Genomic DNA, 14,322 nt, shown 5'->3' on the forward strand with positions numbered 1-14,322 from the left:
GGTATATTAAAAGATGAATAGTAATTTTTCTTCTAACTCGTCGAAATAATAATTGTTTCCACTAGGCTTACACAGGGAATGCCCCGCCACATACCATAACCCATCGCCAGGGTAAACGGCTAAACTAGCTGATTTGCAATTCTGATTCGCTTTATCGGCCTGAAATTCAGCTATAAATACGTGATTCATTAAATCTTGCAATTCATCCCAATTCGTAAATTCTTTCTGTCCGTCTTCACTATCGAGGTAATTAAAGGACAAGGTAGCAAAGGACATTTCTCCCTCAATCTTCCGCCAATTTCCAGCCCGATCTTTGAATTGAAATCCTAAATACAAAGGTAATTCACGTCCATCTATTTCAAACATGGCTTGCATAAACTCTTGAATTACGGTCTCTTGAGCTTCTAAATACAAGGGAACGTTAGGAGTGGTATCATTCGTTTCTAAGGTAATAAAGGGTTCCTGATCTTTAGGGGAGCAAGATCCTGTCACATATTCTTGAAAATGAGGAAACAGTCGATCCCGCCAAACAAGTGGCAAATCACCTGAAAAAGTCCAATTATCATCAGGAACTAATCCATCCGCAATTAATTCTTCTCGAGAAAAATCAGAACGATCTATGAATTGTATTTCAATCGCAACGGTGGGTTTATCTGTATCAAATTGTAAAAAAGTAAAAACAGCTTCTAAATGATAAGGCGCTGGCACATTAATGGGCGACTCATAGAATAACTTAAAAAGCCGAGATAATTTATTTGGGTTCATCTAAATGGAATTAAGATACAAAGCTACGGTTTTCGTAGGATCAATTTTAGCACTAGCGGTTTTTATAAAAGACGCTAGATAAACAATTTCCTTAGGTACTTCAACAGAGGCTAAATGGGAGTCAATAAAATCACTATCCCAAACAATAGCTTCGACTGACTCAACAAATAAAACTACTTTCATTCCCCAAAAATCATCAGGAATTCCTGCCACAAATAATGGCACATTAGTCAATGAACTATATACCTGTTCTATGTTCTCAGGTTGAATTTTAAGTCCACCCGAATTAATCACCCGATCTAAACGACCTGTCAATATAAATCGCCCGGGAGCCGTTATTTCTACCAGGTCGCGCGTCTGTATCCATTTATTTTCGGTTAATACAGAACATATAAGTAAGCAGGAGGTGTCGCTGACCGCAATTTGAACACCTGGAAGAATTTGAAAATGATCCTGATTCCAAACTCGGTAGGCGATATGTGAAACGGTCTCTGTCATTCCATATGTTTCATAAACAGGGAATCCCATGTCCATGCGGAGTTTATCTGGAACTCGCGCGCCTCCTAAAAGAATACCTTTGGCAGTAGAAAAATAGTTTTTAAAATTAATTCCTGAAGCTAATATCGTATTCCATTGCGTGGGAACGAAAGAAGTTAGATGAATATTTATTGGAGGAAGGTTTTCTAAGGGATTTTGGCAAGGTTCTACTAAAACCAAACCTAAATCAAGAACTAGCGCTCTAACAAGCAACATGGCTCCCGCGATATAGGTAGGTGATAGAGATAAAAGCGCCACATCGCCTTGGGCTAATTTTAACCATTCACCTGTCATTTTTGCAGAAGCATACATGCGCTCCCGAGAAATTAAAAAAGGCTTTGGATCCCCTGTAGAACCGGAACTGTGAAATAAAAACGCTGTTTGACCTTCACGCCACTTCTGACAAAATTCGAACACTTGTTGCTCAAATTCCGATTCAGCTGGAGGCAATTCTAATAAAAGAGAGTGCAGGATGCGCATATAATCACAGATTCTTTCCAAAATTAACCAAACATTCTCTAATTTTGTGAGTTAATAAAGGGTAATCGTAAAGCCACCTACAATATGTCAGAAGATCCATTCTTAAATCCCATTAATCCAGACAAAGTAGCCGAAAACCCTGGCTTACTTCCTTATGCGCATACCGCAGGAGGGGCTGTCATAAAGCCGGACGATATGGGTAAGATAAAAGGTCGCTCCGTTCTAGCCATGCGCCAGCAAACGGATCGTCAAATGAATCAATTGTACGAGCAAATGGAGGTTTTGGCTCGGCAAGCCAAGTTAATAGCAGAAAGGAAAGAAATTTCTGAACGTATATATGAAGCTGCCATGGGTTTCGAACCTATCATTAGCGAGACTTATTATTTATACGAAAAAGAAGATGGTTCAGACTTAATGTCCTTAGTGGCACCAGAAGAATGGGGTCGTTCTTTTAAATATAGCCGCTATTTAGCCAAAGTTAAATTATTAGCCGACCACACCTGGGAGGTAGAATACAACGATTCTCCCGCATAACAAATCGATTAAACTTATGATTTCAACATTTGCTTGGGAAACCATCAAAACATACGAGGATATTTTGTTTCAATTCTATAACGGAATTGCTAAAATTTCCATTAACAGGCCACAAAAGCACAATGCCTTTACTCCATTAACGGTTCAGGAAATGTCTGAGGCCATGGAATTAGCTCGTCAAGATCCACGTGTTGGCGTAGTCATTTTAACAGGCGAAGGCGGAAAAGCCTTCTGTTCAGGAGGAGATCAAAGCGTTCGTGGAGATGGTGGTTATATCGGAAAAGATACGGTACCTCGTTTAAATGTATTAGATCTTCAACGTCAGATCAGAACTATCCCTAAACCCGTTATCGCTATGGTAGCAGGTTGGGCGATCGGTGGTGGACACGTTTTACATGTCATTTGTGATTTATCTATTGCCGCTGAAAATGCACGATTTGGACAAACTGGTCCTAATGTAGGTTCATTTGACGGAGGTTTTGGCGCCTCTTATCTAGCCCGTGTTGTTGGTCAAAAGAAAGCTCGTGAAATTTGGTTTCTTTGCGATCAATACGATGCTAAAGAGGCATTAGATATGGGATTAGTGAACAAAGTCGTTCCTTTAGAAGAGTTAGAAAAGACCACCGTAGCGTGGTGCGAGAAGATATTAGAAAAGAGTCCACTTGCTTTACGCATGTTAAAATCAGCATTTAACGCAGAATTAGATGGTCAAGCAGGAATCCAGGAATTAGCTGGAAATGCCACCTTATTGTATTATTTATCAGACGAGGCTAAAGAAGGAAAAAATGCTTTCCTTGAAAAACGCAAACCCGATTTCTCTAAATTCCCTAAATTCCCCTAAATGATGAATTATTGGTTAGTAAAATCTGAACCATTCAAATATTCTTGGGATGATTTCGTTAAGGAGGGGAAATCTGTTTGGGACGGCGTTCGCAATTACCAAGCTAGGAATAACATGATGGCCATGAAAAAAGGCGATTGGGTCTTTTTTTACCACTCAAACGAAGGAATGGAAGTCATTGGACTAGCAGAAGTAAGAAAGGAACATTTTTCAGATCCAACGACGGAAGATCCTCGCTGGGTGGTGGTAGAATTAATTCCTATTAAAAAATTCGCTAAAACGGTAACCTTAAAAGCGATGAAAGCGGATGATAGATTAAGTGGTTTAGCTTTAATCAAGCAATCGCGTTTATCTGTAACTCCCGTCGCAAAAGCAGAATTCGATATTATTTTAAGCCTAGCAGAATAAATATGAAATCGATTCGCCTACTACTCGCCTTAGTCATTTGTCATTTAAGCACATTCGCCCAAGAAATGAAGCGAATTGAATTTCCAGTGGGAGGATCTCAAATGGAAACATTTTCCATTCCAATAGGCGAAAAAGGAGTAATTGTATTAACTCATTTAGGCAAAGCTGAATTCAATATTCGAAAATTCAATGCAGATTTAGATCAGGTGTGGATGAATCAGGGAAGTGTAGATGGAAATCTTGACTATGTAACCCATTGTTATGATGGAAATCGCCTTTATTTATTATTTAGCCGTTTTAAAAGTAATAACTATTATATCGTTCGAGTAAACCCTAGCGATGGAAAATTAGAAAAGTTCCAGATTTTCTCAGTGGAAAAAATGGAAATTTCAAATTTTAAAGCCTTAAACCAATCGCTATTTATAGGTGGAGTGGTCAACAATACCCCCGTCATTTTATTCACTAATTTAACTGAGAAAAGGACGCGTATTTTACCTGCAGTAGTGAATGGTCAAGCCGAAATCCAATCAATGGATTTAGATACAGTTCAACAGCAAATTAATGTGGTTTATTCTGTGGGTAAAAAAGCAAAGAGCTACCAGCTAATTTTGAAATCATTTGACGAGGATGGAAATCAATTAGGGCAGGTAATTATGAATCCACAAGAGGAATATGCCCAAATGAATGCCAAATCCACCCAATTAAATGATTCTTTGCAAGTAGTTGTGGGCACTTATGGCCACAAAAATACGATTGGTTCTTCAAAGGGCCCTAGTTCTCAAGGTTTGTATTTTAGTTCCTACCTAGATGGAGAATTACAAGAATCTAAGTTCCACAGCTTTACTCAATTCAATAATTTCTTTAATTTCTTAGGTGAGAAACAAAAAAGCAAACAGGAAAAAAAGATCAAAAGTAAAGAAGATAAAGGAGAAGAACTTCGGTTAGATTACCGATTATTAATGCATGAACTTATTAAAAAGGGAGATCATTATATCATTGTTGCGGAAGCCTTTTATCCAGATTATAAATACATGAATTATTCGCCATTTGGCAGCAATATGGCTATGCTAGGAGGAGGACTCTATTCGCCATGGAATATGTTATACAATCCTTACCGCTGGGGTTATGGTAATTATGGGTTGTACTCACCATTCTCAAGTTATTATAGTCCTTGGGGATATCGAGGTATTAATTCGTATAGTAATTCTCAGCAATTCGACGGCTGGATCTATACCCACGCGGTGATTGCAGAAATAGACGAAAAAGGTAACTTATTATGGGATCATTCGATTGATTTGAATAATATCAAAGAAGATAAGCTAATTCAAAAGATAAAAACGTCCTTACATGGGGATATTCTTACTTTATCTTACCAAAGAGGCAACCATATAATTTCTAAATACATCACCGCTGCAGGACAGTCAGGAGAGGAGAAAATACAAGAATTAAGTTCCCAAAACGAAGGAGATAAAATTCGTCGTCAAGAAAAGTCCGATTTGAATTACTGGTTTGGTACTAATTTCCTTGCTGTGGGAAATCAAACTATCAGCAATTCAGACGAAGGACGCCGTTCTGTTTACTTCCTAACTAAAATCCCATTGAACCCCTAAAATTTGAAAAATCTAGCCTCTATTGCCATCGAAACACCAGCCTTTTGGGGTAAAAATTATGAACTAATCGACTCAGGTGGATTCGAAAAATTAGAACAATTCGGTGCTTTTGTCGTAAGACGACCTGAACCGCAGGCAGTGTGGCAAAAATCGCTTTCAGAAGAATTCTGGGCAAGCAAAGCACATGCATATTTTAGTAAAGAAAAAGGGAGTTCGGAACGTGGTGTTTGGGAAGTAAAAAAGGGAGTACCGGATAAATGGTTCATGCCTTATAAGTCTAACACATTAGATTTGAACTTTAAGATTTCTTTATCCTCGTTCAAACACGTAGGAATTTTCCCCGAGCAAGCATCCAATTGGGAGTTTTTAGCAAAAAACATTCCCTTACTAAAAACGCCAAAACCGAAAATTTTAAATCTATTTGCATATACGGGTGGTGCTAGTTTAGCTTGTAAGCAAGTAGGAGCAGATGTAACGCACGTAGATTCTGTTAAACCGGTTTTATCTTGGGCTAGGGAAAATATGGAAGTATCTAAGCTGGATAACATCCGTTGGATGGCCGAGGATGCTCTAAAATTTGTGAAACGGGAAGCAAGACGGGGTAATTTCTACCAAGGAATTCTATTAGACCCCCCAGCATATGGACGTGGTCCAGAAGGCGAAAAATGGGTGTTAGAAGAGCAAATTGATGATATGTTACGTTCCGTGAAAGAAATTTTAGATCCGAAAGAGCATATATTATTAACCAATGTCTACTCGCTGGGTTTCTCGACTTTGGTCGTAGAAAATTTAATGAAGGGTATTTTCAATGTACCAGATATCGCCGAATCTGGAGAGATCTATTTGAATGATGAATATGATAAAAAACTCCCACTAGGAGTCTTTTATCGCTATCTATATCAATCTTAGTTTTTGGGATAAATCACACCCTTAGCGGCCAAAAGTGTATTTTTCATGAGTGAAACGATGGTCATAGGACCCACGCCTTTGGGCACTGGGGTGATATAAGAACACTTAGGAGCCACATCATTAAAATCAACATCCCCCTTTAAAGCGAAGCCGGATTTTTTAGTGGCATCTTCTACTCGGGTTAATCCTACATCTATCACAACTGCTCCCGATTTAATGTGCGCAGCTTTAATAAAATCAGGTTTCCCTAAAGCTGCGATGACAATATCTCCTTGTGCGCAAATCTCGGCTAGATTAGGCGTTCTTGAATGTGTTAACGTTACGGTGCAGTTTCCTACTGGGTGATTACGTTGCATCAAGATGGACATAGGTAAACCCACAATTTGAGAACGACCTACCACTACACAATGCTTTCCGGCAGTTTTTATTTTGTAATAGGCTAATAAATCTAAAACACCTTGTGGAGTAGCAGAAATATAAGCTGGTAAACCTTTCGCCATTCGGCCAATATTGATAGGGTGGAAGCCATCCACATCTTTCGAAGGGTGAATAGTTTCCATTACTTTATCTGGATTAATATGGGCTGGAAGAGGCAATTGAACGATTAAACCATCCATGTCAGGATTATCATTCACCTTCTGAACCTCAGCTAATAAATCAGCTTCAGAGATCGATGGATCAAAACGTAACAGGGTAGAAGCAAAACCTAATTCTTCACAAGACTTTACTTTATTAGCGACATAGGTCTCAGATGCGCCATTATTACCGACAAGAATAGCCACTAGATGCGGGGCCTTTTGGCCGGCAGCAACCATTTCTTTTACTTCTTCACCGATGGCAATTTTCATTGATTCCGCCACCATTTTACCATCAATAATCTGACTCATTAGCTTATTTTTTACGTGCTTTCTTAGGTGCAGGAGCTGCGTCGCCTAAAGCTAAACACTCCTCTAATGTTAAATCTGCTGGTTCTGTTCCTTTCGAAATCTTTACATTTCTTTTTCCAATTTGAATATAGGGTCCATACATGCCATTTACAACCTTTACAGACTCATTTTCAGCAAATTCTTTAATAAATTTATTCGCTTCTACTTTACGCTTTGCTTCAATTAATTCAATCGCACGTTCTTGATCGATAGTTGCTAAATTATCTGTTTTGGCCAAAGAATAATACTTCCCATTATGTTTCACATAAGGCCCGAAACGACCTTTTCCGGTCTCAATTAAGGAATCCTCAAAATATCCTAATCCACCCGCTTCCGCATCTTTTAATGCTTGAGCAATAACTTCAATGGCTTGATCCATTTCAATGGTAAAAGGATCGTGCGTATCTGGCAAACTCGTAAACTTACCATCATATTTAATATATGGCCCTAATTTACCTGCACCGATAATCACCGGCATATCCTCATGGATACCTACTTCACGCGGCAATTTAGGTCGTTCTAATAAGGCCAAAGCCTCTTCAAACGTTAAGGTGCTCACGGCTTGTGACTTCATCAAATTCGCAAAGACAGGCTTTTCTTCTTCAGACGATTCCCCTAACTGAACGAAAGGACCAAATTTACCTAAGCGAACAGAAACTAATCGGCCCGTTTTAGGATCCACTCCTAATTCACGACCACCACCTACAGAACTACGATTAATTGATTTAGAATCTTCAATGGTTTGGTGAAAAGACTTATAGAAATTCTTCATTAGAGTAGTCCACTCTAATTTACCTTTGGCAATATTATCAAATTCATCCTCCATCTCTGCAGTGAAGGTATAATCGACCACATTCTCAAAATTCTCCACTAGGAAGTCGGTCACTAAAGTACCAATGTGTGTAGGGAATAACTTAGATTTCTCTGTTCCAACAATTTCTGATGCTTTTGTCCCAGCAATCTCATTATTTGAAAGAACCCAGGTTTGAAACTCACGTTCTCTACCAGGACGATCTTCTTTCACAACATAAGCACGCTTAATGATAGTAGAAATCGTAGGCGCATAGGTAGAAGGGCGACCGATACCTTTTTCTTCCAAAGCCTTTACTAAACTAGCCTCCGTATATCGGGGAGCAGCTCTAGAAAAACGCTCCTGAGCCTTCATTTCATCTAAATCTAATACTTGACCTACATTTAATGGAGGCAACATATCTTTATTCTCATCCTCCTCGTCCTCATCCTTACCTTCTAAATAAGCCTTCAAAAATCCTTCAAAAGCAATCACTTCCCCTTGCGCTGATAAAAGCTCGGGAGTCGTTGAAATATCAATTAAAGCCGTCGTACGCTCGATTAAGGCATCTGCCATTTGAGACGCAATTGCGCGCTTCCAAATTAATTCATATAAACGCTTTTCTCTTGCATCCCCAGTGATACTATGATTAGCGAAATCCGTTGGACGGATGGCTTCGTGAGCCTCTTGTGCATTTTCAGATTTAGTTTTAAACTGACGACCGTAATGGAACTTAGCACCATAAGCTGATTCAATCTCCGCTTTCGCTTTATCTCGCGCTTCTTGGGATAACATGGTAGAATCGGTACGCATATAAGTGATGCGGCCAGATTCGTATAATTTTTGGGCTACAGACATCGTAGTCGCCACAGCAAACCCTAATTTACGGGACGCCTCTTGCTGTAAGGTGGATGTGGTAAAGGGGGGAGCTGGCGACTTTTTAGCCGGTTTAGTTTCTAAACTCTTGATGCTAAAAGCAGCTCCAACGCATCTTTTAAGGAAGTCTAATGCCTCATCTTCTTTAGCAAAAGCCTTCGACAATTCTGCCTTTAAAACTTTTTTTCCAGGTAAATCAAAATGAGCTACCACTTTAAAGGTGGCAATGGATGCGTGATTTTCAATTTCACGCTCTCTTTCTACAATCAACCGAACGGCTACGGATTGAACACGACCCGCGGATAAACCTTTTTGAACTTTAGACCAAAGTACCGGCGACAACTCAAATCCGATCAAACGATCCATAATTCGACGAGCCTGCTGCGCATTCACTAAGTCCATATCAATGGTTCTTGGTTGCGTAATGGCATGTAAGATCGCTGGCTTCGTAATCTCGCGAAAAACAATGCGCTTCGCGTTATCTTTCAATCCTAAGGCTTCTTTTAAATGCCACGAAATAGCTTCTCCCTCGCGGTCATCATCCGTTGCTAACCAAACTTCTTCGGCAGATTTCGCTAAACTTTTTAACTCCGAAATAACTTTAGTCTTATCCGCAGAAACAACATAGGTAGGAGCGAAGTTATTATCTACATCAATGGCTTTATCACCTTTTATAGGCAAATCTCGAACGTGACCAAAAGAAGACTTCACCACGAAATCCTTCCCCAAATATCCTTCTATGGTCTTTGCTTTAGCTGGAGACTCGACGATGACTAAATTTTTTGCCATTATGCTGATTAGAAAATGAAATACTTAACACGAGTCCAAATATAAGGGCTCTAAATTTAACAAAGAATCAAAAATTGCCGAAAGGCGAAAAAAAATATTAATCCGGGATATTTCCAATACGAATTCGAGAATTAATATTCACCCTAAAACCGATGTAACTAAACTCGCCATTTATAAAGTTTGCGATTGCTTCTAAACGAAAAACTTTAAACACGCCATCTAAGCCATAGCCTAATTCAGTATAGAGTAAATTTTGATTTTGGACGTAATTAGCATTAGCAATTAAAACCTCCTTTACATATAACTTTTTCATACCTAAAAGCGGCTTTAACCACAGATTGGAAAACTGAAAAAAGCTAAGGGCCTCTACATAAGATCCAGCTGTTGAATTAGCATAATGATTCACATTTAGACGTTGATTAGATCCTCCCGTTAAATTCTGATAATAACCCACTAATCGATGAGAACCTAACATTTCTCCTGCTTGAATTAGGTTTAATGATCCGTTATAATGCTTAAAATTAATGAAATAGGTTGGTTTATTTCCCAAGAAAGTACCCGCATTAACTATTAAACCCATTTTAATCCAAGGATTCACTTCAATATTATGTAAATAGGACAGTTCCAATTGATTAAAATCTGTTGACGAACCAAACACATCTTTCCATCCTGCCCTATATTTAGCTAATAATAAGGGGGATGAACCCCAATCAGTTAAGCGCGTATTAGCACGATAACTTTGAGTTAAAAAGGGCCTAAAACCTACCTGCAATTGTGTTATAAATGATTTATGCGTAGCAAATCCATCTGTTTTATATTCTGAATTAGTAGGATTATTAGGTTGATACTCACGATTAAGAAAATTAATCCAATAATAATCCGTGGTATTATCCATTTGACTTCTTTCCGAATATTCAATTAAAGATTTCAAGAAGAATCGAGCAGAGAATCGTTTTGTGAAATTTAATGAGGTGAACTTTGTCCGATAAATCTTCATCTGGTTATTCTTTAAAAGCAAAGTAGATAAGGAATTCATCTCTGGAGAAATCGTATTCTCGGGATTATACTGGGCAACAAAATCTGCGTTTGTAAACAATAAATCAAATGAATCCGCTCGATAACGTAATTTAACCAAACCTGAATTACGGTTAATACCAAAGGCTCTACGGCCTAAAACCTCTGCTTCTAACAAATGGTAGCGTGACCAACGCTTACGAAAAACAAGTCCTGTATTAGCCACAAAACCTTCCACCGTATTGAAATTAGAATCAAAGACCGGGGATTTATAATAAATCTCAAACGGATAAAAATCCCGCTTAAACTTTCCGAAATAAAACGAATTACTCAAAATCAATTGAGTCAGATTAAATGGTCTTACTCTAAAGCTATCAATTAAAACCTCCTTATTTGTAATTCCAGAAACCTCATTAATGAAAACAAGATTCAAGCTCGTGGATTGATCCGTTTTCTTATAATAAACCGAATCAATCATCAATAAATTAGACGTAGGCCGTTGCTTCCATTTACGGAGTAAAGAACCATGTAAATTGGTCAAAAACTGATTAGCAAATGTTTCATCAAAGGCTACAGCAGAGATATTTAGTGTTTCCAATGGATTCGTAGGTTCAGTAAACAAACGCGGGTTAAAGCTCCATTGCTCAGGTGAACCTAAGGTCTCTTGTTCCCAGATATATTCCCCATCACTTCCTAGTAATCCGGCCACAAGTCTAATTTGCCCTCTTTTAGGAAGCCATTTCCCTAAAAAATATTGATGCATTAAATCAAATTGATAATCGATCGCATCAGCAAATACAGCGCCTTGAAAACGAACAATCCATCCAGCTTCATCTAACGTTATTGTACCCTTGAACAGGTGATCTCGTCTTAACTTAGGCTCTACCTTAAATTGAAGGCAATTTTTACCTTCTATTAAGGTATCACCTTTGAAATTAAAATGATAGAAGGATTTTGCTTGAAAACTCAACGGAGATACGCAGGAGGATCCTACATAGTCTTGGTATAAATCTGGCCAAAGAAACAACGTAGGTTTGGCATATTTCTTGTGAAAAGTTTGAACCGATTCAATACCGTGAATCATTTGATTTAAATGGCCTACTTGAACCTCAGATATGGTTTGATTACCGTACCATTGCCCCATTTGAATCCCTTCTTTTGCAGTCAAACGTTTTCTAGCTATACCAATTACCCGATTAAACCGGCCTTTTTCTTGCACTTTAACGCGTATTTTAAAGGAGCCGATAGCTTGTCCATGTTCATCGGCTAAGCGCAAGGCATTTTCTAAAACTGAAGACGGAGACAGGGACTGAGCTTGAGCTTCATTCTGAGGAAAATGAAAAAAACATCCAATCAAAAGGATTATTTTCAAATAATTCAAGCGGATTGTAGATTAAAAAGTTAAAATAGTCCTATTTAAAATAGATTAAATCAAGCAATAGAACAAAGTTCTTAATAATTAATTAACAAAGGAAATGTTATCCTACAAATAGTGGCAAATTTGAAGCTAATCTATTAATTTTGTAAATATTTTTTACATAACAATTTTACCATGGCCTTTGATATTGAAATGATTAAAGCTGTTTACGATCGCATGCCGGCTCGCATTGCTGCTGCTCGTGCGTTAACAGGTAAACCGCTTACATTAACAGAAAAAATTCTTTATAGCCATCTATGGGAAGGCGAAGCCTCTACTGCTTATGCAAGAGGTGCTTCTTATGTAGATTTTGCACCAGACCGTGTAGCGATGCAAGATGCAACAGCTCAAATGGCCTTATTACAATTCATGCAAGCAGGACGTCCACAGGTGGCTGTACCTTCTACTGTGCATTGCGATCACTTAATTGAAGCTAAAGTAGCCTCTACTACCGATTTAAAAGTAGCGGTTGATAAAAATAAGGAGGTCTATGACTTCTTATCATCTGTTTCAGACAAATATGGTATCGGTTTCTGGAAACCAGGTGCTGGTATCATTCACCAAGTAGTATTAGAAAATTATGCCTTCCCTGGAGGAATGATGATCGGAACTGATTCTCACACAGTTAATGCGGGTGGTTTAGGAATGATTGCTATCGGTGTGGGTGGCGCTGATGCCTGCGATGTAATGGCAGGTTTAGCTTGGGAATTAAAGTTCCCTAAACTAATTGGAGTTAAATTAACAGGTAAATTAAATGGTTGGACATCTGCTAAAGATGTTATTTTGAAGGTAGCAGGCATTCTTACTGTAAAAGGTGGAACGGGTGCAGTCGTTGAATATTTTGGCGAAGGAGCGACATCCATGTCTTGTACTGGTAAAGGAACCATTTGTAATATGGGTGCTGAAATAGGTGCGACCACATCAACATTTGGTTATGATGCATCGATGGCCCGTTATTTAGAGTCTACCGGTCGCGCGGATGTAGCCGCTTTAGCGAATGGTGTGAAAGAACACTTAACAGCTGATCCTGAAGTATACGCTAACCCAGAAAAATACTTCGATCAAGTAATCGAAATCGATTTAGATACATTAGAGCCACACTTGAATGGCCCTTTCACTCCAGATTTAGCTACGCCTATTTCTAAGATGAAAGAAATGGCTGAGAAAAACGGCTGGCCTACGAAAGTGGAAGTAGGTTTAATAGGTTCATGTACGAACTCGTCTTACGAGGACATCGCACGTGCCGCATCTCTAGCAAAACAAGTAGCGGCTAAAGGATTAAAAACAAAGGCGCAATTCACTATCACACCGGGCTCAGAATTAGTTCGTTATACGATCGAGCGGGATGGTTTCATCGCCACATTTGATTCAATCGGAGCAACCGTATTTTCGAATGCGTGTGGACCTTGTATAGGACAATGGGCTCGTCCAGGTGCTGAAAAGGGAGAAAAGAACACGATTGTTCACTCTTTCAATAGAAACTTTGCAAAGCGTGCCGATGGTAACCCTAACACATTTGCTTTCGTAGCATCTCCAGAAATGGTGACTGCCTTAGCGATTGCTGGTGATCTTACCTTCAACCCATTAACGGATACCTTAACAAACGATAAAGGCGAACAAGTTAAATTAGACGCCCCTACAGGAGATGAATTACCGAAATTGGGATTCGCTGCTGAAGATGCTGGCTATCAAGCTCCGGCGGAAGATGGTTCAGGCGTTGAAGTAAAAGTTTCTGTTACCTCAGATCGTTTACAATTATTAGATCCATTCTCAGCATGGGAAGGATCTGATTTGAAAGGTTTGAAATTATTGATTAAGGCCAAAGGTAAATGTACCACAGATCATATTTCAATGGCAGGTCCCTGGTTAAAATACCGTGGTCACTTAGATAATATCTCTAACAACATGTTAATAGGTGCGCTTAACTTCTTCAATGAGAAGACAGATAACGTAAAGAACGCATTAACCGGAGAATATGGTCCAGTACCCGCTACACAACGTGCTTATAAAGCAGCAGGAGTAGGAACCATTGTGGTAGGAGATACCAACTACGGTGAAGGTTCATCACGCGAACACGCAGCTATGGAACCACGTCATTTAGGGGTTCGTGCGGTTCTAGTTAAATCTTTCGCTCGTATTCACGAAACGAATTTGAAAAAGCAAGGCATGTTAGCTCTGACTTTTACAAACGAGGCTGATTATGACAAAATACAAGAAGACGATGCGATCAACATTGTTGGTTTAGGAAGCTTTGCTCCGGAGAAATCCTTGACTATTGAGTTAGTTCATTCGAATGGTAGCACAGAGAGTTTTGCTGTAAACCATACCTATAATGAACAACAAATCGAATGGTTCAAAGCAGGTGGTGCCTTAAACATCATACGTGCTTCTGTAAAATAGTTTGAAATAGGGGCAAAATTGATTAA

At 38.9% G+C, this 14,322-nt stretch carries 11 protein-coding genes; 6 read left to right on the forward strand and 5 right to left on the reverse strand.

Annotation, left to right across the window (positions count from 1 at the left end; genetic code table 11):
• Positions 1-6 precede the first annotated feature (6 nt).
• Positions 7-765 (reverse strand): hypothetical protein, encoded by a 759-nt coding sequence (locus tag ACST13_RS07955; protein WP_459522664.1) that lies wholly within the window; start codon positions 763-765, stop codon positions 7-9.
• The gene (locus tag ACST13_RS07960) at positions 766-1,803 is read right to left on the reverse strand and encodes an AMP-binding protein (RefSeq protein ID WP_459522665.1); all 1,038 of its coding nucleotides are present in this window, start codon (positions 1,801-1,803) and stop codon (positions 766-768) included. It abuts the gene before it with no gap.
• Positions 1,804-1,866: 63 nt separating this feature from the next.
• Between ACST13_RS07960 and ACST13_RS07965 the strand changes: the two genes are divergently transcribed.
• The 5 genes from ACST13_RS07965 to ACST13_RS07985 are packed head-to-tail and all read left to right on the forward strand — an operon-like array spanning position 1,867 to position 6,084.
• A complete protein-coding gene (locus ACST13_RS07965; RefSeq protein ID WP_459460026.1) occupies positions 1,867-2,316 on the forward strand; it encodes a DUF2452 domain-containing protein in 450 nt (149 codons plus the stop codon).
• 16 nt (positions 2,317-2,332) lie between these two features.
• Entirely contained in the window at positions 2,333-3,157 is an 825-nt protein-coding gene (menB, locus tag ACST13_RS07970; protein WP_459522666.1) for a 1,4-dihydroxy-2-naphthoyl-CoA synthase, read from the forward strand.
• Positions 3,158-3,160: 3 nt separating this feature from the next.
• A complete protein-coding gene (locus ACST13_RS07975) occupies positions 3,161-3,565 on the forward strand; it encodes an EVE domain-containing protein (RefSeq protein ID WP_459522796.1) in 405 nt (134 codons plus the stop codon).
• Positions 3,566-3,567: 2 nt separating this feature from the next.
• Positions 3,568-5,175, forward strand: coding sequence for a hypothetical protein (locus ACST13_RS07980; RefSeq protein WP_459522667.1), 1,608 nt, complete (start codon positions 3,568-3,570; stop codon positions 5,173-5,175).
• A gap of 3 nt (positions 5,176-5,178) precedes the next feature.
• Positions 5,179-6,084, forward strand: coding sequence for a class I SAM-dependent methyltransferase (locus ACST13_RS07985; RefSeq protein ID WP_459522668.1), 906 nt, complete (start codon positions 5,179-5,181; stop codon positions 6,082-6,084).
• Here ACST13_RS07985 and ACST13_RS07990 read toward each other — a convergent pair.
• From ACST13_RS07990 to ACST13_RS08000, 3 genes are all read right to left on the reverse strand, one after another.
• The gene (locus tag ACST13_RS07990) at positions 6,081-6,971 is read right to left on the reverse strand and encodes a bifunctional 5,10-methylenetetrahydrofolate dehydrogenase/5,10-methenyltetrahydrofolate cyclohydrolase (protein ID WP_459522669.1); all 891 of its coding nucleotides are present in this window, start codon (positions 6,969-6,971) and stop codon (positions 6,081-6,083) included. The genes ACST13_RS07985 and ACST13_RS07990 overlap by 4 nt on opposite strands.
• 4 nt (positions 6,972-6,975) lie before the next feature.
• The gene (topA, locus tag ACST13_RS07995; RefSeq protein ID WP_459522670.1) at positions 6,976-9,465 is read right to left on the reverse strand and encodes a type I DNA topoisomerase; all 2,490 of its coding nucleotides are present in this window, start codon (positions 9,463-9,465) and stop codon (positions 6,976-6,978) included.
• A gap of 97 nt (positions 9,466-9,562) precedes the next feature.
• Entirely contained in the window at positions 9,563-11,851 is a 2,289-nt protein-coding gene (locus ACST13_RS08000) for a DUF5686 family protein (RefSeq protein WP_459522671.1), read from the reverse strand.
• Between the two features lie 180 nt (positions 11,852-12,031).
• Here ACST13_RS08000 and ACST13_RS08005 point away from each other — a divergent pair, with 180 nt between their 5' ends.
• Positions 12,032-14,296, forward strand: a complete 2,265-nt coding sequence (locus tag ACST13_RS08005) for an aconitate hydratase (RefSeq protein WP_459522672.1) — start codon at positions 12,032-12,034, stop codon at positions 14,294-14,296.
• The last annotated feature ends 26 nt before the right edge of the window (positions 14,297-14,322 follow it).

It is taken from the genome of Aquirufa sp. A-Brett2-W8 (assembly GCF_054558755.1).

Coding starts and splice junctions, on each gene's coding strand:
- ACST13_RS07955 (WP_459522664.1), bottom strand. CDS start 765: ATGAACCCAAATAAATTATCTCGGCTTTTTAAGTTATTCTATGAGTCG.
- ACST13_RS07965 (WP_459460026.1), top strand. CDS start 1,867: ATGTCAGAAGATCCATTCTTAAATCCCATTAATCCAGACAAAGTAGCC.
- menB (WP_459522666.1), top strand. CDS start 2,333: ATGATTTCAACATTTGCTTGGGAAACCATCAAAACATACGAGGATATT.
- ACST13_RS07975 (WP_459522796.1), top strand. CDS start 3,161: ATGAATTATTGGTTAGTAAAATCTGAACCATTCAAATATTCTTGGGAT.
- ACST13_RS07980 (WP_459522667.1), top strand. CDS start 3,568: ATGAAATCGATTCGCCTACTACTCGCCTTAGTCATTTGTCATTTAAGC.
- ACST13_RS07990 (WP_459522669.1), bottom strand. CDS start 6,971: ATGAGTCAGATTATTGATGGTAAAATGGTGGCGGAATCAATGAAAATT.
- topA (WP_459522670.1), bottom strand. CDS start 9,465: ATGGCAAAAAATTTAGTCATCGTCGAGTCTCCAGCTAAAGCAAAGACC.
- ACST13_RS08005 (WP_459522672.1), top strand. CDS start 12,032: ATGGCCTTTGATATTGAAATGATTAAAGCTGTTTACGATCGCATGCCG.